Consider the following 20,298-nt stretch of genomic DNA (forward strand, 5'->3'; position numbering starts at 1 on the left):
TCTGTTAATTCCCTGGAAATATCCCTGTCACGTAACTCCCCTATTTCTCAGCATCACGGAACGTGACCGCGTTCCCCACATCAGGAGAGAAGCAATGCACCGGACGAAATTCCTACGGAACACTCTTTTCAGCGCGCTCATCGTCCTCGTGGCCGCAACCCAGGCTCTGGCCGATCTGCCCAAGTTCGCGGACCTGGCCGAAAAGGCCGGCCCGGCCGTGGTGAACATCTTCACCGAGACCGCCCCCAAGCAGACCCCGGGCAAGCCCCGCATGCAGACCCCGCGCGGCACGCCCTTCGACGATTTCTTCGAGCAGTTCGACCAGTACTTCAACCAGCAGCAGCCACAGCGCCGTACCCGCTCGCTGGGTTCGGGCTTTTTGATCTCCGCCGACGGCTACATCCTCACCAACAACCACGTGGTGGAAAAAGCCGACAAGGTCAGCGTCAAGCTGCAAAAGGGCGAAAAGACCATCCAGGCCAAGGTCATCGGCACCGATCCTGAGACTGACCTGGCTCTCATCAAGATAGACAACGGCTCCTCCCTGCCCTTCCTGAAGCTGGGCGATTCCGCCAAGATGCGCGTGGGCGAATGGGTCATGGCCATCGGCAACCCCTTCGGGCTGTCCCACACCGTCACCCAGGGCATCATCTCCGCCAAGGGCCGCATCATCGGCGCCGGGCCGTATGACGACTTCATCCAGACCGACGCCTCCATCAACCCCGGCAACTCCGGCGGGCCGCTTCTGAACCTGGACGGCGAGGTCATCGGCATCAACACCGCCATCGTGGCCGCCGGGCAGGGCATCGGCTTCGCCGTCCCCGCCAACATCGCCAAGGACGTGGTCAACCAGCTCAAATCCAAGGGCAAGGTCAAGCGCGGCATGATGGGCGTGACCATCCAGCCCGTGGACGAGAACACCGCCAAGGCCCTGGGCCTCGCCGGAACCAAGGGCGCGCTGGTCAGCCAGGTCGGCCCCGGCAGCCCCGCCGAGAAGGCCGGACTGACCTCCGGCGACGTGATCACCGAAGTGAACGGCCAACCCGTCAGCGACGCCCACGAGCTGACCACCAAGGTCGGCGCCATGGCCCCCGGCGAGACCGTCACCGTCACCTTCCTGCGCAAGGGCCAGTCCAAGACGGCCAAGGTCACCCTGGTGGAGCGCGACGTGAAGCAGCTGGGCCAGGCCGGTGAAGAGTCCGGCGCGCAGGGCGACACCCTGGGCATGGCCCTCTCCACCACGGACCCGCGCACCAACAAGCCCGCTGGCGGCCTGATGGTGGTGGGTCTGGAGCAGGGATCCCCCGCAGCCGAAGCTGGCATCCGCAAGGGCGACGTCATCGTGGAAATCAACCAGAAGCCTGTCGCCACTCCCCAGGAAGCCGCCTCCATCATCGAGCAGGAAGGCAAGGCCAAGGGCGCGGTGGTAGTGCTTCTCAAGCGCCAGGGACAGCCGGTGTTCCGGTCCATCCCAGTGCAATAACAACTGTCTCATACGCTGGTCCGGGGAAATAAGCCGCCCCCGGACCGGTCCTCCTCCACCCTCGCATCAGCCCCCCCACCACCCTGGGGGGGTTGGTGTTTGTGGGGCCTGAACGAAAGAACGCCCGGCCTTCCCCTGGAAAGCCGGGCGTTCTTTCGTTCCTATTCCTGCGACGTCCGCCTACGGTTTCATCCCGCAGCCCGAGTACCAGCTCTCGCAGCTGGAGATGCAGGCCTCCACGTCGTAGCGGCTTTTGTTGTCCGGGTCGGATTTGCATTTGGCCACGCACTGCTGGTAGCGGTTGCGGCAATATTCCGGGGTCTCGACGGCGTTGGAGGGCGGGCGGCGTTCTCCCTTCACCGACGGCGGGGGCACCGGCGTGAGCGCTCCGTTTCCGTCCACCAGCCTGAGCCTTGCGGAGCAGACCATGTTGCAGTCCACGCACTCGTAGTTGCAGGTCACGCTCGGGTCGCCCGAGGTGTCCGTCACGGTGCACACCACGGTTCCGTCCGGCCTGACGCACTGGTAGACGTTCTGCTGCTGCGCATGGGCCGTGGCCGCCAGGCACAGCAATGCCACAAGAATGACAATCCGTTTCATACTCGCCTCCCTGGAATTTATGGGATATTCCGGAGCATAGCCCTCCTGGCGCGTCTGCGCAAGGCGGGAGGGGAATCTTCTCGTGCCGTTTGACATCGTTCCATGCGCAACGATAGGAACGTGCGTATGAGCACCCCTCACGGCCTTGAAACCTCCCACTCGAAAAGCACGCTTGTCATGGCGCTTGGCGCGCTGGGCGTTGTCTATGGCGACATCGGCACCTCGCCCCTCTACGCCGTGAAGGAGTGCTTCCACGGCCTGCACGCCATCGAGCTGACCACCGCCAACGTCATGGGCGTTCTCTCGCTGATTTTCTGGTCGCTGACCGTGGTCATCACGGTCAAGTACGTGTCCTTCATCCTGCGCGCGGACAACAAGGGAGAGGGCGGCATGTTCGCCCTGCTGGAGCTGTTGCCCGCCAAGAAGCTCGGCGCCAAGACCGTGGCCGTCACCATGCTGCTCGGCCTGTGCGGAGCGTCTCTTTTGTGCGGCGAGGCGGTGATCACTCCGGCCATCTCGGTGCTCTCGGCCATGGAGGGCCTGGAAGTGGCCACCAATCAGGCCGGGCCGCTGGTGGTTCCGCTGACGCTCATCATCCTGCTTGGGCTGTTCATGGTGCAGAAGCACGGCACGGCGGGCATCGGGCGCGTGTTCGGCCCGGTGATGATCGTGTGGTTCCTGGTGATCGGAGGCCTTGGGCTCGCGCAGATCATCGCGCACCCCGACGTGCTGCTGGCCTTGAACCCGGTCCACGCCGTGGACTTCTTCGCGCGCAACCACTTCCACGGCATCCTGGTGCTGGGCTCGGTGGTGCTGTGCATCACCGGCGGCGAGGCCCTCTATGCGGACATGGGGCACTTCGGAAAGCGCGCCATCAGGATGTCCTGGCTGTTCTACGCCTATCCGGGCCTGCTGCTGAACTATTTCGGGCAGGGCGCGGGGCTCATCGCCAGCCCCTCCATCGTGGCCAACCCCTTCTACGGCATCGTGCCCATGGCCTTCGTGTTCCCCATGGTCGCCCTGTCCACCATGGCCACCATCATCGCCTCCCAGGCCATGATCTCGGGCGTGTTCTCGCTGATACGCCAGGCCGTGCAGCTGGGGTATTTCCCTCGCGTGCGCATCGTGCACACCTCGCACCACATGGAAGGCCAGATCTACATCCCGGAGATCAACACCATGCTCATGTGGGCCTGCATCGCGCTGGTGCTCATCTTCAAGGAGTCCAGCCGTCTGGCCGCCGCCTACGGCATCGCCGTGACCGCCACCATGACCATCACCTCCTGCCTGTATTTCCTGGTGGCCACCAAACGCTGGAACTGGCCCGTCTGGAAGGCCGCCCCCATGCTGGCCCTGTTTCTGAGCTTCGATCTCTCCTTCTTCGGCTCCAACCTGCTGAAGATCTTCGACGGCGGCTGGATTCCAGTGGTCATCGCCACCGGAATCGTGGCCTGCATGAGCACCTGGAAGGCCGGACGCGCCGCCCTGAGCAGGGTGCTCAGCGCCGGGGCCGTGCCGCTGGAACTGTTCCTGGACGACGTGGCCGCCAAAAAGCCGCACCGGGCCAAGGGGGCGGCCGTGTTCCTGTCGGTGTCGCCAACCGGCACGCCGGTCACGCTGCTGCACTTCTTCAAGCACACCAAGATGCTCCACGAGAAGGTGGTCATCCTGTCCATCCAGTCGTCCAGCGACCCCTACTCCAACCTCGGGCAGAACCTTTCCATCTCCTGCCTGGGCGAGGGTTTCTACCGGGTGATCGCCACCTACGGCTTCATGCAGACCCCAGACGTGCCCCAGATACTGGACTTCGCCCGCAGCGCGGGCCTTGAGGCCGACCCTGCCGACACCACCTTCTTCCTGGGGCGAGAATCGCTCTTCACCACGGGCAGAAGCCACCTGCCCGGATGGCGCAAGCGGCTGTTCGAGTTCATGAGCCGCAACTCGCGCCCGGCGTCGTCATACTTCAACATCCCGCCGGGACGGGTGATGGAGATCGGCGTGCAGGTGGAGTTGTAGGCGCAAGGCGCGCCCGAAGCGGAGTTCCATCAGACGTCGCGGCAGGGGCGGACCGATACGCCAACAAGCCCTGGACCAAACTGCGCACACGAGCAACGCATACCCGCATGCGCGGCCAGACCAGCGGAGCCTCTCATCCTACGCGGACTTGAGCTCGTCTTCGGCGCAGGCCCCATCATCGGCTTGCGCACCGCCATCCGGTTCGGAGGCCGACGCGGGCGCAGGTCCCAGGCCGCCCGGCGGCAGCATGCCAAGCGCCCCCAGAAATACGGCCAGCAACTCGCTGTCCAGGGGCTTGGTCATGTAGTGGTCCGCGCCGCAGGCATACAGGGCATCTATCTTGGTGTCGCGCTCCTCCACGGAGGAGAGCATGATGATCTTGGGGCGCTGTTCCAGCGGGATGCGGCTCTCGTTGTAGCAATGCACGATCTCTCGCACGGTGGTCAGCCCGTCCAGTCCGGGCATCATCACGTCCATGAAAATCAGGTGATAGCCGTCCCCGGAGGCCAGGGATTCCTTCACGCGGGCCACGGCGTCCATGCCGGAATAGGCCATGCGCACCCTCCCCAACGGCTGGAGCAGCTGGTTGGCGTGAAACTGGGTCACCTCGTCGTCATCCACCGTGAGCACGTTCAGCATCGTACCCCCGCTTTTTCATGATTATGACCCACATTTCGCACAATTCACCGCCCCTCGCAACGCAAAAGGCCCCTTTCGGGGCCTCAAACGTCGCAAACAACAGTCGCTCAGAACGAAAGACCCGCAAGACGCTCCATTGTTTCGTGGTCGGTGAAGTCGAAACGCAGCGGGGTGAGCGTCATGAAGCCTTCCGTCAGCAGCGCCCTGTCCTGGCCGGGAAGAACCCGGTCCGTGGGGATGACGCCCGTGAGCCAGTAATAAGGGCGACCCCTGGGGTCCACGCGCGCGTCGTACCAGTCGTGGTAGGCGGCGTGGGTCTGGGGGCAGACCCTAAGGCCGCACACCTTATCCATGGGAAGGTCCGGGAAATTCATGTTCAGCACGCAGTTGCCGGGCAGGGCGTCCCAGTCGACTTTCGCCAGGAACGAGGCTGCGAAGTCCGCCTGCGCGGACAGGTCGCCGGGGCTGAAGCTGTCGTAGGAGAGCGCCAGGGCCGGAAAGCCCATGAGCGCGCCCTCGGTGGCGGCGGACACTGTGCCGGAATAGAGGATGTCCACGCCCACGTTGGCCCCGGCGTTGATGCCGGAGACAACCAGATCGGGCGGCGACGCAAGCAGCGTGGTCAGGCCGAGCTTCACGCAGTCCGCCGGGGTGCCGGATACGCCCTGGCCGTAAAAATCCTTTTCCTCGAAAATTTTTACGCGAAGCGGTGCAGCCAAGGTGACGGCGTGTCCCACGGCGCTCATCTCCGTGACCGGGGCCACCACCTGCACGTCGTGACCGGCGCGCACCAGCGCGTGATAGATGGAGCGCAGCCCGATGGCCTGGATTCCGTCGTCGTTGGTGAGAAGTATTTTCATGGGTTTCTTTCGCGATGCTCCGATATTTGTGCAGTTCGACGCGTGGGCGTCCCTTCCCCCCGCCGGGCCACTTGCCCCGGCCTTGGAAATCTGTAACTCTTTGCGTCAGTTGGACGCATACTAGATTACCCCTGTGAGGCTGGCAAGCCGGTGACCGAAAAACGCATCTTCGTACGTGACCTCTCCGTGGGCGACCAGGTGAGCGAATGCTTCCTGCTGGCGCAGGCATCCAAGGGCCAAGCCCGCAACGGCCCGTTCTGGTCGCTCAAGCTCCAGGACGCCTCCGGGGTCATCGAGGCCAAGCTCTGGTCGCCCGGCGCGGCCGCCATCGACGACCTCCCCGCCGGGCAGTTCGTCCTGGCCACGGGCACGGTCACCAGCTACCGCGACCAGCCCCAGCTCAACCTGGACCGCCTGGAACCCCTGGGAACATCCCCCGAGGGCGTGGACTTCAGCCACTTCCTGCCCGAGAGCGAGGAGAAGCCCGAGTCCATCTACGCGAAACTCGAAGAGTTCCTTTCGTCCAACATCGGCCACGCCCCCTGGCGGCGCTTCTGCCGCAAGGTGCTGGGCGACCCGGAAATCCGCGAGAAGCTGCTGGCCGCGCCCGGCGCGAAAGCCATGCACCACGCCTACCGGGGCGGGCTCCTGGAGCACACCCTGGCCGTGTGCAAGGTGGCCCAGGCGCTTTGCGAGCTCTACCCGGCCCTGGACCGCGACACCCTCCTGGCCGCCGCAGCCTTCCACGACATGGGCAAGGCCTGGGAGCTCTCCTCCGGCCTCACCCGCGACTACACCGACGAGGGCCAGATGCTCGGCCACATCGTGCTGTCGCTGACGCTCCTGGAGCCCTACCTGCGCAAAGCCAGGGACCTGGACCCGGGTCTGATCCTGCATTTCAAGCACATGCTCCTGAGCCACCACGGAGAGCTGGCCTACGGTTCCCCCAAGACGCCCATGACCCCCGAGGCCATGCTGCTGCACTTCGCGGACAACATCGACGCCAAGGTGCAGCAGTTCACCGGCGCGGTGGAGAATCCGGACAAGATCGGCGTGGCCGGTTTCGTGCGCGGCCTGGACCGCTATGTGTTCAACCCGGTGCGCGTGCGGCCCGAGGCCCCCGCTCCCAAGAAGCCCCAGGACAAAGGTCCCAGCCAATGTTCGTTACCTTTGAAGGTGTAGAGGGCGCGGGAAAGTCCACCCAGATCGCCCTGGCCGAGTCCTGGCTGCGCAGCCTGGGGCACACGGTGCTGACCACGCGCCAGCCCGGCGGCTGCGGCCTGGGCCTGACCCTTCGCGCCATCCTGCTGGACGCGCGCAACACCCACCTGGATTCCACGGCGGAACTGTTTCTCTATCTGGCCGACCGGGCCCAGCACGTGGCCGAGGTGATCCGCCCGGCCCTGGCCCAGGGCGCGGTGGTGCTGTGCGACCGCTACCATGATTCCACCGTGGCCTATCAGGGCTTCGGGCGTGGCCTGGACGTGGAGCGCCTGATTTCGCTTGGCGAGATGGCCACCGGGGGGCTCGCCCCGGACGTGACCGTGGTGCTGGACCTGCCCGTGGAGCAAGGGCTCGCGCGGGCCAGGAGCCGCAACTCGGGCGCAGGGGCCAGCCAGTCCGAAGGGAGATTCGAGGCGCTGGAGATGGCCTTCCACCAGCGGGTGCGGGACGGCTTTCTTACGCTGGCCGCGCGCGAGCCGCATCGCTTCGCCGTGGCCGACGCCACGGGCGATCCGCAAGCGGTGTTCAGCCGGGTGCAACGCGCCATCGGGCAGCGTCTGTAACAGGCGTGTCCCGAAGTGCCGCGCACAATTGAGAAAAGTCTTTCCTGCCGCGCTGCTTCTGGGCTAGAAGGAAGATATTCCCACGCACTTTCAGGAGGATTGCCATGCTTCGCAGGATAGTCTTCATCATGCTCGCCCTGGCCTTATGCGCCCAGGCCGCCCTGGCCCAGGCGCCTTTCGATATCGCCAAGCAGAGCCTGCTCACCGAGATAGTCAACCGTAAGAAACTGGTGGTGGGCATGGAGCTCAAGTATCCGCCCTTCGAGTCAACCGACACCAAGGGCCAGCCCGTGGGACTGGATGTCGAGCTCGCCCGCATGGCCGCCAAGGACCTGGGCGTGGAGCTTGAAATTAAGGACATGGAATGGACCGGCCTCATCCCGGCGCTGCAGACCGGCAAGATCGACCTGATCATCTCCGGCATCACCGGCACCCTGGAGCGCGCCAAGACCATCACCTTCACCAGCGCCTACTTCACCACCGGCCTGTGCGCCCTGCTTTCCAGCAAGCGCGCCGCCGACGTGACCTCCGTGGAACAGCTGGACGACCCCAAGCGCGTCATCGCGGTGAAGACCGGCACCACTTCAGACCTGCTGGCCGCAAAGCGCTTCCCCAAGGCCACCATCAACCGCTACAAGGACGAATCCGCCTGCGTGGCGGAAGTGGTCAACGGGCGCGCCGACGCCTTCATCTACGACCAGCTGTCCATCGCCAAGCACGCCAAGGAGTTCCCGGACGCCACCAAGGCCATCCTCCAGCCCTTCACCTACGAGCCCTTCTGCATCGCCATGCGCAAGGGCGACTTCGACCTCTGGAACTGGATGGAAATGTTCGTCACCCTTCGCCGCGCAGACGGCTCCCTGGAAGCGTTGCGCAAGCAGTTTGTCGGCCCCCTGCTGAAATAACCCTTCGGAACCGGCCCGGCGCGCCGCAACCGGCTGCCGGGCCGGACCGTTCTTTCCATGCACAATAAATACGCCGTCCGCCTCATACTGTTCAGCATCGGAACAGCCGCCCTGGTGGCCCTCTTGTCCACCATCCGCTACAACTGGAACTGGTGGGTGGTCTGGCAGTACCGCGATCTGTTCATAGAGGGCTTCGCCACCACCATCATGGTGTCCTGTGGGGCCATCACCCTGGGGCTGGTCATCGGCATACTGGGCGGCCTGGCCCGCGTGTCCGAGAACATCTGGCTGCGCGAGGCGGCCACGCTCTACGTCTGGGGCTTTCGCGGCACGCCCCTGCTCACCCAGATCTACATCTTCTATTTCTGCTTCGGCGTGGTGGTCCACGTGGACAGCCCGTTTCTCATCGGCATGGCCACCCTGGCCTTTTTCGCCGGGGCCTACATCACGGAGATGGTCCGCGCGGGCATCGAATCCATTTCGGACGGCCAGTGGGAGGCCGCGCGTTCCACGGGCCTGACCCACGCCCAGGCACTTCGGCACGTGGTCTTTCCCCAGGCGCTGCGGCGCATCATTGCGCCGGTCACGGGCCAGTTCGTTTCGCTCATCAAGGACTCCTCGCTGCTCTCGGTTATCGCCGTGCGCGAACTCACCAAGGGAGCGGAGATAGTAAACGCCGCAACATACAAGACTTTTGAGTCGTATCTGCCACTGGCGCTCTTTTATCTGCTGCTCACCTACCCGCTCTCCATCTTGACCTATCACCTGGAAAAGCGGATGAATTACCAGTCCACGCCGCGAACCAAGTCCGCCGCCACACTCAAAGGAGCCGTACCGAGATGAAAAACGTGAAGATCTACGCTCTCTCCACCTGCATCCACTGCAAGCACTGCAAGGAGTACCTTGACGAGCGCGGCCAGCCCTACGAATGCGTCTACGTGGACAGGCTTGCCGGGGAAGAGCGCAGCGAGACCATCGCATCCATCAAGAAGGTCAACCCGAACCTGTCCTTCCCCACGGTCATGGTCGGCAGCACGGTGATCGTCGGCTTCGACAAGGAGCAGCTGGAAAAGGCCCTGGAGGACTGAGCACATGGACGCCAAGGAACTTTACGGCAAGCTGAAGGATTTCCAGGAGAAGAAGGGCTATTATTTCAACCGCGACCAGAAGATGGTCATGGACCTTCTGGAGATGCTCCTGGTGAACAAGGAGCGCTACGGCCACATGGCCTGCCCCTGCCGCCTGGCCTCGGGCAACTTCGAAATGGACCGGGACATCGTCTGCCCCTGCCAGTACCGCGAGGCGGACGTGGCGGAATACGGCACCTGCTTCTGCGGCCTCTACGCAAGCAAGGAGTGGAACGACGAGAAGCGCCCCCTGCGCGTGGTGCCGGAGCGCCGCCCGCCCGAAAAGGTGCTGGCCGGACTCGGACTGGAGTAGGGTGGCATACTTGAAAAACATGAATATGTTTTTCAAGTGTAAACACCATAATTTCAGACAATTATCCTCAAAACAAGCGCATATTGATTTTGAGGAGCCATACTGAGAAAGGCGCGAAGCGTGCTGCTCAGGTAAGGCGTGTCGGAAGATTAGCCTCCGCAGGCCTTAGGGCTTCGCCCTTTGGAAACCCTCATTATTTTTGCGTTATCCGCGCCCTCGGCACGCGCCCGGACACGACACCACATCCCGCCCAGCCGCGCTCGGGCATCCGACAGATACTTCATTAGAAAACAAGAACGGGAGGCCCAAAGCCTCCCGTTTGTTTATTTGCTCGCCCGCAGTGTTGCAGGCTTTGCGGCCAGTTCCCTACTCGCCCTGCCTGGGCCTCATGCGCCTGTGCACGACGGCCATGATCGCCAGCCCCAGGCCGCCCAGGATCAGCGTTCCCGGCTCGGGATTGGGAACCGGGGCAGGGTCGGGGTTGCGCTGTTCATTGGGATCGGGAAGCACTTTCTCGAGTGGCGTGCCCATCAGGGGGTCGGCCTCGGGGACGAAAGAGGGCTGGGGGATATGGGTAGTCTGGGGCAGGATGCCGAAATCGTCATCGCTTGCCGGATTCTTGGAACCGCCGTTTCCCGCCTCTTCCAGGCCTGTCATCAGGCTGGCGAGGACCAGATTCTGGTCCAAGGTCCCGCCCGAGGAACCGGGATTGCTGCCGGAACCGCCTGAACTGCCCGAACCGGCCAAGCCGCCGCTGCCCGGGTTGCCCGAACCACCCGAACCGCTGCCCGGATTCCAGGACGAACCAGAGTGAATCGAGGCTGCCTGCTGGGAGTGCGCCGGGTTCCCGGCTCCGGACACGAACCCGCGAGCCTGGGGACCGGAGGGAGCGGAGTCCTGCGGGAACGTAAGCGACGCAGTCATGTCAGAGAGGTAACCCGCCTGGGCCACCTCGAAAAAGTCCTGGAACACTGCGGGGGACAAGCCCGTTCCGCCGTTCGGCACGGCTGACGAGCGCCGCTCGTCCTGGCGGGAAGGCTCAGCCTTCACCAGATTGGCGACATCCGGCTGCCTCTTGGATGAAGACTTATCGCTCAGGATATTCAACACCGTCTCAGGCAGAACGTTATGCCCCATGGCGCTGGCAATGCCAATGCAGGCAAGCACGGCAACGATCAAAAGCGGGAAGCCCAGACGGTATCTCATGGTCTTCAATCCTTCTGTTTGCGAACCGGCAGTTGCCTTCTGAAAATCGATTCAGGGGCGCAGCGCCGCAGGTTACACGCTCTGTAAAAAAAACTTACAATTTTCTTGGATTGTTGACACATGTCGGCCACAATCCGGTGATTCACACGAACGTCAGGCTTTGAAAGCAAGTCGTGTACCGAACAACACGTTGTTTTGACGGTCATTCGCATTTTCTTGGCCGAAGAGGCGCTCAGGGGTATCAGGGGGCGCAAAACGGAAAGGAGGCGAACGCCTGCACAAGGGACGACAAAAGCAGAAGGAGCAGCATAAGGGCGATACGCACAAGCATCACACACCCCCTTCCAGATAGTGTCGCGGGCCGCACGCCTCGGCTGGAACGCCCGCCTGCCGGAAACCTCGCCTCAACCTCACAAGACCCCTCAGGTGTAAACATTTCCGCCAGATGTCAAAATTTTTGACATTCTTTCAACATTTTCAAGGTGATGAGTGCACCTGCCACCGGATGCTAGCAAATATTGAGCCTGATGGACAATCCGTGGGCCTCGTCCGGCACAAAAAAAGGCCGGGACAACCCGGCCTTTGGTGGAAGCGAGAAGGAAACGCGATCTTATTCGTGGAAATTGAAGGTCTTGAAGCCTTCGCTGCGGCACATGTTGTCGCGCTCGGCGTCGCGCAGGTCGGCCTTGACCATCTCCGAGACCATCTGGTCGAAGGTGATGCGGGGCTTCCAGCCCAGCTTGGTGTGGGCCTTGGTGGGGTCGCCAAGCAGGGTCTCCACCTCGGTGGGACGGAAGTAGCGCGGGTCCACGGCCACCAGGCACTTGCCGGTTTGGGCGTGGTAGGCCTTCTCGTCTACGCCCTGTCCCTCGAAACGCAGGGGAATGCCGAGCTCCGCAGCGGCGGCCTCCACGAACTGGCGCACGCTGTACTGCTTGCCCGTGGCGATGACGTAATCATCCGGGGTGTCCTGCTGGAGCATGAGCCACATCATCTCCACGTAGTCGCGGGCGTGGCCCCAGTCGCGCTTGGCGTCCAGGTTGCCCAGGAACAGGCAGTCCTGCAGGCCCAGCTTGATGCGCGCCATGGCCCTGGTGATCTTGCGGGTGACGAAGGTCTCGCCGCGCAGGGGGGACTCGTGGTTGAAGAGGATGCCGTTGCAGGCGTACATGTTGTAGGCCTCGCGGTAGTTCACCGTGATCCAGTAGCCGTAGAGCTTGGCCACGGCGTAGGGGCTGCGTGGGTAGAACGGGGTCTTTTCGGTCTGGGGGGTCTCCTGCACAAGGCCGAAGAGCTCGGAGGTGGAGGCCTGGTACACGCGGGTCTTTTCAGTCAGCCCCAGGATGCGGATGGCCTCCAGGATGCGCAGGGTTCCGAGCGCGTCGCAGTTGGCGGTGTACTCCGGGGTCTCGAAGGACACGGCCACGTGGGACTGGGCGGCCAGGTTGTACAATTCGTCCGGCTGCACCAGCTGGATCACCCGGATCAGGTTGGTGGAGTCGGTCAGATCGCCGTAGTGCAGGATGAACTTGCGCCCCGTGACGTGGGGGTCCTGGTACAGGTGGTCGATGCGGTCCGTATTGAACAGCGAGGAGCGGCGCTTGAGGCCGTGGACCTCGTAGCCCTTCTCCAAAAGCATCTCGGCCAGATAGGCCCCGTCCTGCCCGGTGGTTCCGGTGATGAGGGCGACCTTCTTCTTCATATGCAGCGCTCCTTGGCGGACAACATCTCCCGTTCGGCCCCGATCATGGCCCGGACCACCTCCGGCATGGCCATGCTGGCCTGCCAGTCCAGAAGCTCGCGCGCCTTGGAGGGGTCCGTGCGGCTGTAGAGGATGTCCGAGGGCCTGAACAGGCCGGGGTTGGTGTCCACGTGTTCGGTATGGTCAAGTCCCAGCTCCGCGAAGACCTGGGCCGTAAAATCCTGAAGGGAAAAGCTCTTGCCCGTGGCGATGACGAAATCGCCCGGATCGTCCTGCTGGAGCATGCGCCACATGGCGTCCACGTACTCCTCGGCCCAGCCCCAGTCGCGCACCACGTTGGTGGACCCGAGCGAGAGGCGCTCGCCGGACCCCGCCGCGATGCGGCACGCCGTGGACACGATCTTGCGGGTGACGAAGCGGGCCGGACGCAAGGGCGACTCGTGGTTGGAGAGGATGCCCGAGCAGGCGTACAGGCCGTAGGCTTCGCGGTAGTTGGACACGGCCCAGCAGGCGGCGGCCTTGGCCACGGCGTAGGGGCTGCGCGGCCTGAAGGGGGTCTCCTCGCTGGCAGGCTCGGGGGCGTTGCCGAAGCATTCCGTGGAGCAGGCGTTGTAGAGGCGCACGGGCTTGCCCAGAAGGCGCAGCAGCTCAAGGATGTTTATGGTGGCCACGGCCACGGACTCGAACGTCTCCAGGGGCTGCTCGAAGGAGAGGCCCACGGAGCTCTGCCCGGCCAGATTGTAGATTTCCTGCGGCTCCACCTTCTCGATCACCTGCCAGAGGCCGCGAAAATCCGTCAGCGACGCCGAATGCAGGCTCACCATGTCGGCCACGCCGAGGGCGGCGAGGCTTCCGAGGTTGGCCATCTGGGCGTCGCGCGAGGTTCCGGCCACGGCGTAGCCCTTCTCCAGCAGCAGCCTGGTGAGGTACGCGCCGTCTTGGCCGGTTATGCCGAGTATCAGGGCGGATTTCATGGGTGTTCCGGGATCGTATTCGTAAGCGGCCTTACATGTTCCAAAGCCTCGCCCCTGTCAATGCGCGTCACATTTCTCCCAAGTGCGGGTACGTGCACGTGCATGTGCAAAAGGCTGCACATGCACATTGCAATTGGCACACGCCACACAACAACATACTTATTTTATTCATAAAAACTATTGGCACGGATGCTGCTTAATGTCGGCAAAGAGCAGCCACGCGCTGCACGGAGGCACCATGAAACAGTTCACTCTCATTCTGCTGATGCTGGGCGTAGCCCTGGCAGGCATGGTTTCCATGGCCGAAGCGCGCGGCATGGGTCGCGGCGGCAACGCCAACTGCCCGGCCTGGAGCAACGCATCGTACACGCCTGGCGTGAACGCCGGAAACGGCATGCCCATGATGCGCGGAGCCGGGTACGGACACGGGTATGCCCAAGGCGCTGGCCACGGATACGGATACGGATGGATGCGCGGCGCGACCGCCCCGACCCAGGCCGTCCCCGCAGTACCTGCTCAGTCTCAGCAGTAACACATAGAAACGACCCTCATTCCATTCAGGAGAACCGCTCATGAAATCCCGTCTGATGATCCTGTCCGTCGCCCTGGTGGCCATGCTGGCCGCCGCCTCCCTGGCCATGGCCAACCCCTACGGGCGCGGCCCCGGCGCGTGGATGCCCGACATCCCGCAGGAGAAGCAGGAGCAGGTGGCGAAGCTGTACCGCGAAGGCCGCCAGACCCTCTACGAGCTTGAGGCCCGCAAATGGGCCAAGCAGGCCGAGCTGAACGCCATCCTGGCCGCGCCCAAGCCCGACAGCTCCAAGATCGAGGCCCTGGCCAAGGAGATCGGCACCCTGAGCTCCATGGTGTACCAGGAGCGCGTGGCCCTGCAGCAGCGCATCTTCAAGGAGACCGGCGTCAACCTGCCCCTGGCGGGTGGTCCCGGCTTCGGCCCCGGCGGTTGCCCCATGATGGGCGGCCAGGGCGTCGGCCCCAAGGGCGGCAACGCCCAGGCCCCCTGCTGCCAGTAACCCCTGAAACCACAACGTTCATAGTTCCATAGCCTCTACCTCCTCACCTCAGGAACCCCGCCCCCACCGGCGGGGTTCCGCCATTTTCAGGCGCATTGCCTTGCTTGCGCATGCGGTGATAATAGAAGAGGAAGACGGGCCGGGGCGCTGCCCCGTGCCGTGCAGAGGCGCGTGATTCACGCGTGAGCGCCAAGGTGCCTTTCGGACGCCGGACGCTTGCGGGGGGACGAGCGCCTCCACCTTGCCTTCTTCAGGAGCAAACGATGCTGCGCCGTATTTTCTGGTTGTTGTTCGCCTTCTCCCTGGCCGGGATGGCGGCCTCCTCCCTGGCCCTGTTCGCCGGGCCGTCCACCGAGGTGGCCTTGTGGTCGGACTGGAGCTTTCTTGGACTGTCGCGCCCCCGCTGGGAGGCCCTGCACTACGGCATGGGCCTTCTGCTGACACTCTCCGGGCTGATCAGCCTGTTCACGGGCGCGTCCCGGATGATGGCCCTGCCCACGGGCGACGCCGAGGACCGCTACGGCGCGCAGACCGCCAAGGCCTGGCTGACCGCCATCGTCATTTTCGTGGTGCTCCTGCTGGCAAGCGTGCTCATGCTGCCGCCGGGCGGAACCCTGGTGCACATGGCCTCCGGGCTCAAGTCCTGGCACGCCAAGAGCTTCGGCGAACCGCCGCTGGCGGGCGCGGCGTCCATGACCCCCACGGAGCTGGCCAAGCGCCTGAGCCTGGACCCGGCCAAGGCGCTGACCAATCTGGCGGCCCACAACGTGAAGCTGTCCTCCCCCGACGCCACCATCACCGAGATCGCCCGGCAGAATGGGCTGGCCCCGGCAGCCGTGTACGAGACCCTGCGCGGCGGCAAGGACCCCAGGCTCCCGGCCGCCCCAGCCGCTCCAGTTGCTGAAGCCCCCAAGCCCCAGGCCGCGCCCGCGCCGCCCCAGCTCCCCGCCGACCCGCCGCCGGGCCTGGGCAGGCTGAAGCTGGCCGACGTGTGCGAGCAGTACGGGCTGAATCTCAATGGCGCGGTGGACAAGCTGGCCAAGTCCGGCATCAAGGCCTCCGGAGACATGACGCTGCGCCAGATCGCGCAATCGAACCTGATGCTGCCCATCGAGGTGTACGACGCGTTGCGCGGCGCACCGGCCCAGACCCAGGCTCCGGTCTCTGCGCCTGCGGCTCCCGCGCCTGTTCCTGCCCCCCCCGTCCCGGCGACCCCGGCCCTTCCGGCGACGCCTCCGGTCGTCGAGCAGCCTCAGCCGGGCACGGCTCCCGGCGCGCCTGCGCCAGTCCCCGGACAGGTGACGCAACCCGGCACGCCCCAGGCTCCTGCGCCCGCCGCGCCAATCGTGGCTCCCGAGGGCCTCGAACGCATGACCCTGGCCGCCTTCTGCCGCGACCACACCATCGACACGGCCCAGGCCCTGGCCAAGCTCAAGGCCAAGGGCATCGTGGCCTTCTCGGACATGACCTTCCGGGAACTGGCCGTGGAGAACAACCTCACCGCGCAGCAGGTCATGGACCTCATCGTCAAGTAACTCCAGCAAGGCAGCGGCGTCCGGCCTCGCAGCCGGTCGCCGCGCCCTGCGCATAACCAAGGCTCACGCGAACAGCATGGACATCTCCACCCCGCGCACATCCCGGAGCCTTCTGGCCCTGGCCGCCCTGGCCCTGGTGCTCCTGGGCGCGGCCCTGTCCGCCGTCACCTGGCGCAATCTCGTGGATCAGCGCAGGCTGATCGACCAGCACGTTCTCTTCGCGTCCCGCACCATCCTGCGCGGCGTGGAGTCCAACCTCATGCGGATCATGCCCATGCTTGGCCGCATGCAGCCCGAGGTGGCCCGCGAACGCCTGGAGGAAGTCTTCCGGGAGATCGCCGATACGGGCGACCTGATCTTCCTGGGCGTGTACGACGCGCAAGGACGCCTGGTTCTCTCCTCCGCCCCCAAGGAAGCCAAGGACATGCTGGACGCCCCACTGGACCAGCTGGCGCTCTCCGACCTGGCCGTCACCGGCGAATGGTTCGGCACGCTGCCCATGGGCGGCACCACCATACTTGGCTACGCTGCGCTCATGCGCCCCGGCATGGCCCAGTTCTGCCCCTGCGACGCCACGCCGGAGCAAGGGGAGCAAGGCGAATCCGGGCAGCCACAAACGCCGCCCGCTCCCCCCCTGGCCGAGCCGCCCGCGCGCCAAGCCCAGCCCGAAAGGTCCGACCGGCCCGGCATGCCCGGCCGCGGCCACCGGGGGCCGCCCTCCCGGCAGGCTCCCGCCGTCCATGCCCCCACCTTGTACTTCCTGGTGGGCATGGACCTGGAACAGCACTACGCCCAGTACACCAACTTCCGTAACGCCGCCCTCATGCAGACCGGCTTCGTGCTGGGCACTGCGGCGCTGCTCTGGGTGACGCTTTTGGCCTACCTGCGCCGCCGCGAGCAGGGCCGAAGGCTCACGCGCCTGGAGAGCTTCCACTCCAAGCTCCTGGACGCGCTGCCCGAGGGGTTGCTCACCGTGGACGCTGCCGGGATGGTCTCCGCCGTGAACCCGGCGGCCAAGGCCATTCTGGGGGTCGGGGGAGCCGGGGGCGTCGAGGGGGCCGGGCTGGTGGGCCGGCCCGCGTCGGAGCTGCCCCTGGGGCAGAACCTCTCCGACGGGTCCGACGGGCGCGATCCCGAGGCCTTCTCCTGGCAGCAGGTGGAGCACGGCGGGCGCTGTCTGGAGACCCTGGCCGTCCCCCTGGACGGAGAGACCATGATCCTGGTGCGCGACCGTACCAAGCTGCGCTCCCTGGAGCACGACCTGGAGCAGACGCGCCATCTGGCCGCCGTGGGACGCCTCGCCGCAGGCGTGGCCCACGAGATTCGAAACCCCCTGAGCGCCCTGCGCGGGTTCGCCCAGTTCTTCGCGGCCAAGCTCAAGGGCAAGGACCCCGAGCAGTCCTACGCCGAGACCATGGTGCAGGAGGCCGACCGCCTGGGCCGGGTGGTCACGGACCTCCTCTATCTGGCGCGTCCCAGGCCCATGGAGCCGCAGGCCGTGGACCTCGCCACCCTGGCGGGCGAACTCTCGCGCCTGTTGCGCTTCGACATGGAGCGCGCCAAGGCCAGCCTGGATCTGAACCTCCAATCTCCCTCGGTCCTGGCCGACGCCGACGGCCTCAAGCAGGCGCTCATCAACCTGATCCTCAACTCGCTGGCCGCACTGCCCGAGGACGGGGGCGTGATCACGCTCTCCAGTTTCGAGCATGACGGCAGCATAAGCGTCAGCCTGTCCGACACAGGGCGCGGCATGAGCGAGGAAGAGCGCGCCCGCGCCCTGGAGCCGTTCTTCACCACGCGCAAGGAAGGCTCGGGCCTGGGGCTGGCCATCGTGCACAAGATCATCCGCGACCACCGGGGCGAGCTGGACATCGCAAGCACCCCCGGACGCGGCACCACCGTGACTCTCCGCTTCTCAGGAGCAGCGCCCCGATGACGCAGAAACTTTTGGTGATCGACGACGAGCCCGGCCATCGCCTGATGGTGCGGGCGGTCATGGAGGACGCGGGCTGGCGCGTTGCCGAGGCCGGTTCCGCCGAGGACGGCCTGCGCCAGCTGCGCGCCTGCACCCAGCCGGACTGTCCTTCCGTGATCCTCCTGGACATGAGAATGCCCGGCATGGACGGCATGCAGGCCCTGGCCGCCATCCACGAGCTGTACCCCGGCCTGCCCGTGGTGCTGCTCACCGCATACGGCACGGTCGGTTCCGCCGTGGAGGCCATGAAGCGCGGAGCCTTCGACTACCTCACCAAGCCCTCGGACAATGAGGAGCTCAAGGCCGTGCTGCACCGGGCCAGCGAATTCGGACGCCTTGTCTCAGAGAACCGCGAGCTGCGCCGCAAGGTCGGCCAGTCGGACGCCTCCTCCCGCATGATCGGCAAGAGCCGCGCCATGCGCCAGGTGCGTGAACTGGCCGAGCAGGTCGGCCCCGCCGAGGCCACCGTGCTCATCCTGGGCGAATCCGGCACCGGCAAGGAGCTGGTGGCCGAACTCGTACACGCGGTCAGCCCCCGGCGCGACCATCCGCTCATCAAGGTCAACTGCGCGGCCCTGCCCGGAGACCTCCTCGAAAGCGAGCTTTTCGGCTACGTCAAGGGAGCCTTCACCGGGGCCATCAAGGACAAGCCCGGGCGCTTCCAGCTGGCCCACGGCGGCACGCTCTTCCTGGACGAAGTGGGCGAGCTGCCCATAGGCCTCCAGGCCAAGCTGCTGCGCGCCCTGCAGGAGCGCATCGTGGAGCCGCTCGGGTCGGTCAAGCCCGTGGTCACCGACGTGCGCATCCTGGCCGCCACCAACCGCGACCTGCGCGCCGAAGTCGCCAAGGGGACCTTCCGCGAAGACCTCTACTTCCGCCTCGCGGTGCTGGAGATCGCCATCCCGCCGCTGCGCGAGCGCCTGGACGACCTACCCGAACTCACCGCGCATCTGCTGGACAAGCTTGGCACGCGCAACAAAAAGACCGTGCGCGCCGTGAGCCCCGCCTTCCTGGACGTGCTCTCGCGCTACCCCTGGCCCGGCAACGTGCGCGAGCTGGAGAACGTGCTGGAGCGCGCCGTGATTCTGGCCCGCTCCGACACCCTCACTCCCGATCTCCTTCCCCCGCATCTGTGCACGCCAGACAACGCCGCCTGCCGCATCGTCCCGGATTCCACGCCTGCCAACGGAGCCTCCCCCGCCAGCTTCGAGGAAGCCGAACGCCAGACCATCCTGGCCGCCCTGGACGCCAACGAGGGACACCGCGAACGCACCGCCGACGCGCTGGGCATCAGCCGCCGCACGCTGCAATACAAGCTCAAGCGCTTCGGGCTGGCCAAACGATGACCGGCTCGCCGCTCGCCGCCGTCCCCCCCGCCCTGGTTCCGCTGTTGGGGGAACTCTGCGACGCCCTGCGCCAGACCCTGGCCGATGCCCGCGACGCCCTCACCAGCAGCGACATGCAAACACTACGAGAATCCGCGCACGCCCTGAAAGGCGCGGCCATGCGCTTCGGCCTGCCCACACTGGCTGACGCCGCCGCCCGCGCCGAGGAAGCAGCCTCGCGCGGCAATCTCGAGGGCATGGAGGCTATTTTGAGTGAGTTCGAGAAAGGCCTGGACGAACTCGCCGCGCTTGTTTGAGCGGGTGATGCTGGGGCTTCGCCCCAGACCCCACCAGGGCTCCGCCCTGGACCCGCCAGGGGGATGATCCCCCTGGACCCTCAGTGAGCTTCGCGTAACGAGGCGATAGGCTTCAGATAACTCGCAAGAAAGCCCAGAAACGCGCAAAGCCGCGTTTCTGGGCTGTTATTTTTGGGTCTTATCTGGCCGGAGGCTGGGGCTGGTGGCTGTCACGGTCGGGTTCTGGCGGGCGGGCGACGAATCGTCTTCAAATCGGTTCGAGCCCGCCCGCCAGGACACGAACGGGAGAGCCATCAGCCCCAGCCGAAAGCACGGTGTGCCGTATATAAACATGGTCGGGAGTTTCCGGAGCAGCGCATCCCGGCTGCAAGCCAGCGTCGACCACGGTTTGTAATAAATAAAGACCGGAAGCGCGGCTTTGCGCGCTTCAGGTCTTTATTTTGGCGAAATGCTGTTTCGTAGCAGGGCGATACGCGAAGCGAATAGCCGGGTCCAGGGGAGGC

The 20,298-nt window shown here is 65.1% G+C and carries 20 protein-coding genes; 14 read left to right on the plus strand and 6 right to left on the minus strand.

Going from position 1 to position 20,298, the window contains the following annotated elements; genetic code table 11:
• Nucleotides 1-94: 94 nt before the first annotated feature.
• Nucleotides 95-1,483: a DegQ family serine endoprotease gene (locus tag G453_RS0117130; protein WP_027192020.1), complete on the plus strand. Its 1,389-nt coding sequence runs from the start codon at nt 95-97 to the stop codon at nt 1,481-1,483.
• 180 nt (nt 1,484-1,663) lie between these two features.
• Here G453_RS0117130 and G453_RS0117135 read toward each other — a convergent pair whose 3' ends face one another.
• Nucleotides 1,664-2,083: a hypothetical protein gene (locus tag G453_RS0117135; protein ID WP_027192021.1), complete on the minus strand. Its 420-nt coding sequence runs from the start codon at nt 2,081-2,083 to the stop codon at nt 1,664-1,666.
• A gap of 126 nt (nt 2,084-2,209) precedes the next feature.
• On the opposite strand from G453_RS0117135, the gene G453_RS0117140 reads away from it, so the two are divergent.
• A complete protein-coding gene (locus G453_RS0117140; protein WP_027192022.1) occupies nt 2,210-4,099 on the plus strand; it encodes a potassium transporter Kup in 1,890 nt (629 codons plus the stop codon).
• Nucleotides 4,100-4,237: 138 nt separating this feature from the next.
• On the opposite strand, the gene G453_RS0117145 is transcribed toward G453_RS0117140, so the two are convergent.
• Both G453_RS0117145 and surE read right to left on the minus strand, forming a co-directional pair.
• Entirely contained in the window at nt 4,238-4,738 is a 501-nt protein-coding gene (locus G453_RS0117145) for a response regulator (RefSeq protein WP_027192023.1), read from the minus strand.
• Nucleotides 4,739-4,845: 107 nt separating this feature from the next.
• Complete coding sequence (gene surE / locus G453_RS0117150) at nt 4,846-5,598, minus strand: 5'/3'-nucleotidase SurE (RefSeq protein WP_027192024.1); 753 nt, start codon at nt 5,596-5,598, stop codon at nt 4,846-4,848.
• A 150-nt stretch (nt 5,599-5,748) separates the two neighbouring features.
• Between surE and G453_RS0117155 the strand changes: the two genes are divergently transcribed.
• The 6 genes from G453_RS0117155 (at nt 5,749) to G453_RS0117180 (ending at nt 9,730) form a co-directional block, all read left to right on the plus strand.
• Complete coding sequence (locus G453_RS0117155) at nt 5,749-6,780, plus strand: 3'-5' exoribonuclease YhaM family protein (RefSeq protein WP_027192025.1); 1,032 nt, start codon at nt 5,749-5,751, stop codon at nt 6,778-6,780.
• A complete protein-coding gene (tmk, locus tag G453_RS0117160) occupies nt 6,756-7,385 on the plus strand; it encodes a dTMP kinase (protein ID WP_027192483.1) in 630 nt (209 codons plus the stop codon). The genes G453_RS0117155 and tmk overlap by 25 nt, the downstream gene beginning before the upstream one ends.
• A 104-nt stretch (nt 7,386-7,489) precedes the next feature.
• Complete coding sequence (locus G453_RS0117165; RefSeq protein ID WP_027192026.1) at nt 7,490-8,290, plus strand: transporter substrate-binding domain-containing protein; 801 nt, start codon at nt 7,490-7,492, stop codon at nt 8,288-8,290.
• A gap of 57 nt (nt 8,291-8,347) precedes the next feature.
• On the plus strand, nt 8,348-9,133 hold the full coding sequence (locus G453_RS24885) for an amino acid ABC transporter permease (RefSeq protein ID WP_051272560.1): 786 nt from the start codon (nt 8,348-8,350) through the stop codon (nt 9,131-9,133).
• On the plus strand, nt 9,130-9,378 hold the full coding sequence (locus G453_RS0117175) for a glutaredoxin family protein (protein WP_027192027.1): 249 nt from the start codon (nt 9,130-9,132) through the stop codon (nt 9,376-9,378). Before G453_RS24885 ends, G453_RS0117175 begins: the two co-directional genes overlap by 4 nt.
• Nucleotides 9,379-9,382: 4 nt before the next feature.
• Nucleotides 9,383-9,730, plus strand: a complete 348-nt coding sequence (locus G453_RS0117180; RefSeq protein WP_027192028.1) for a ferredoxin-thioredoxin reductase catalytic domain-containing protein — start codon at nt 9,383-9,385, stop codon at nt 9,728-9,730.
• 366 nt (nt 9,731-10,096) lie between these two features.
• Here the strand turns inward: G453_RS0117180 and G453_RS0117185 are convergent, their stop codons facing one another.
• The 3 genes from G453_RS0117185 to G453_RS0117200 form a co-directional block, all read right to left on the minus strand.
• A complete protein-coding gene (locus G453_RS0117185) occupies nt 10,097-10,936 on the minus strand; it encodes a hypothetical protein (protein ID WP_027192029.1) in 840 nt (279 codons plus the stop codon).
• Nucleotides 10,937-11,546: 610 nt separating this feature from the next.
• Nucleotides 11,547-12,638, minus strand: coding sequence for a GDP-mannose 4,6-dehydratase (gene gmd, locus G453_RS0117195; RefSeq protein WP_027192030.1), 1,092 nt, complete (start codon nt 12,636-12,638; stop codon nt 11,547-11,549).
• Entirely contained in the window at nt 12,635-13,612 is a 978-nt protein-coding gene (locus tag G453_RS0117200; RefSeq protein ID WP_027192031.1) for a GDP-mannose 4,6-dehydratase, read from the minus strand. Before G453_RS0117200 ends, gmd begins: the two co-directional genes overlap by 4 nt.
• A gap of 238 nt (nt 13,613-13,850) precedes the next feature.
• Between G453_RS0117200 and G453_RS0117205 the strand changes: the two genes are divergently transcribed.
• The 6 genes from G453_RS0117205 to G453_RS24900 all read left to right on the plus strand — a co-directional run bounded on the left by G453_RS0117205 (nt 13,851) and on the right by G453_RS24900 (nt 19,795).
• A complete protein-coding gene (locus tag G453_RS0117205; RefSeq protein WP_156920996.1) occupies nt 13,851-14,144 on the plus strand; it encodes a hypothetical protein in 294 nt (97 codons plus the stop codon).
• A gap of 40 nt (nt 14,145-14,184) precedes the next feature.
• Nucleotides 14,185-14,643, plus strand: a complete 459-nt coding sequence (locus tag G453_RS26655) for a periplasmic heavy metal sensor (RefSeq protein ID WP_051272561.1) — start codon at nt 14,185-14,187, stop codon at nt 14,641-14,643.
• Nucleotides 14,644-14,906: 263 nt separating this feature from the next.
• Entirely contained in the window at nt 14,907-16,178 is a 1,272-nt protein-coding gene (locus G453_RS24895) for a hypothetical protein (RefSeq protein ID WP_043646300.1), read from the plus strand.
• A gap of 76 nt (nt 16,179-16,254) precedes the next feature.
• Nucleotides 16,255-18,114 carry a two-component system sensor histidine kinase NtrB gene (locus G453_RS0117220; protein WP_027192033.1) on the plus strand — a complete coding sequence of 620 codons (1,860 nt, stop codon included), beginning with the start codon at nt 16,255-16,257 and terminating at the stop codon, nt 18,112-18,114.
• Nucleotides 18,111-19,499: a sigma-54-dependent transcriptional regulator gene (locus G453_RS0117225; protein ID WP_027192034.1), complete on the plus strand. Its 1,389-nt coding sequence runs from the start codon at nt 18,111-18,113 to the stop codon at nt 19,497-19,499. Before G453_RS0117220 ends, G453_RS0117225 begins: the two co-directional genes overlap by 4 nt.
• Entirely contained in the window at nt 19,496-19,795 is a 300-nt protein-coding gene (locus G453_RS24900) for an Hpt domain-containing protein (protein ID WP_043646302.1), read from the plus strand. The genes G453_RS0117225 and G453_RS24900 overlap by 4 nt, the downstream gene beginning before the upstream one ends.
• Nucleotides 19,796-20,298 lie beyond the last annotated feature (503 nt).

The sequence above is a fragment of the Fundidesulfovibrio putealis DSM 16056 genome (assembly GCF_000429325.1).
Classification (GTDB): domain Bacteria; phylum Desulfobacterota; class Desulfovibrionia; order Desulfovibrionales; family Desulfovibrionaceae; genus Fundidesulfovibrio; species Fundidesulfovibrio putealis.

Bases quoted from the DNA above. Each gene is read 5' to 3' on its own strand.
- G453_RS0117130 (WP_027192020.1), top strand. From the start codon at position 95: ATGCACCGGACGAAATTCCTACGGAACACTCTTTTCAGCGCGCTCATC.
- G453_RS0117135 (WP_027192021.1), bottom strand. From the start codon at position 2,083: ATGAAACGGATTGTCATTCTTGTGGCATTGCTGTGCCTGGCGGCCACG.
- G453_RS0117140 (WP_027192022.1), top strand. From the start codon at position 2,210: ATGAGCACCCCTCACGGCCTTGAAACCTCCCACTCGAAAAGCACGCTT.
- G453_RS0117145 (WP_027192023.1), bottom strand. From the start codon at position 4,738: ATGCTGAACGTGCTCACGGTGGATGACGACGAGGTGACCCAGTTTCAC.
- surE (WP_027192024.1), bottom strand. From the start codon at position 5,598: ATGAAAATACTTCTCACCAACGACGACGGAATCCAGGCCATCGGGCTG.
- tmk (WP_027192483.1), top strand. From the start codon at position 6,756: ATGTTCGTTACCTTTGAAGGTGTAGAGGGCGCGGGAAAGTCCACCCAG.
- G453_RS0117165 (WP_027192026.1), top strand. From the start codon at position 7,490: ATGCTTCGCAGGATAGTCTTCATCATGCTCGCCCTGGCCTTATGCGCC.
- G453_RS24885 (WP_051272560.1), top strand. From the start codon at position 8,348: ATGCACAATAAATACGCCGTCCGCCTCATACTGTTCAGCATCGGAACA.
- G453_RS0117175 (WP_027192027.1), top strand. From the start codon at position 9,130: ATGAAAAACGTGAAGATCTACGCTCTCTCCACCTGCATCCACTGCAAG.
- G453_RS0117180 (WP_027192028.1), top strand. From the start codon at position 9,383: ATGGACGCCAAGGAACTTTACGGCAAGCTGAAGGATTTCCAGGAGAAG.
- G453_RS0117185 (WP_027192029.1), bottom strand. From the start codon at position 10,936: ATGAGATACCGTCTGGGCTTCCCGCTTTTGATCGTTGCCGTGCTTGCC.
- gmd (WP_027192030.1), bottom strand. From the start codon at position 12,638: ATGAAGAAGAAGGTCGCCCTCATCACCGGAACCACCGGGCAGGACGGG.
- G453_RS0117200 (WP_027192031.1), bottom strand. From the start codon at position 13,612: ATGAAATCCGCCCTGATACTCGGCATAACCGGCCAAGACGGCGCGTAC.
- G453_RS0117205 (WP_156920996.1), top strand. From the start codon at position 13,851: ATGAAACAGTTCACTCTCATTCTGCTGATGCTGGGCGTAGCCCTGGCA.
- G453_RS26655 (WP_051272561.1), top strand. From the start codon at position 14,185: ATGAAATCCCGTCTGATGATCCTGTCCGTCGCCCTGGTGGCCATGCTG.
- G453_RS24895 (WP_043646300.1), top strand. From the start codon at position 14,907: ATGCTGCGCCGTATTTTCTGGTTGTTGTTCGCCTTCTCCCTGGCCGGG.
- G453_RS0117220 (WP_027192033.1), top strand. From the start codon at position 16,255: ATGGACATCTCCACCCCGCGCACATCCCGGAGCCTTCTGGCCCTGGCC.
- G453_RS0117225 (WP_027192034.1), top strand. From the start codon at position 18,111: ATGACGCAGAAACTTTTGGTGATCGACGACGAGCCCGGCCATCGCCTG.
- G453_RS24900 (WP_043646302.1), top strand. From the start codon at position 19,496: ATGACCGGCTCGCCGCTCGCCGCCGTCCCCCCCGCCCTGGTTCCGCTG.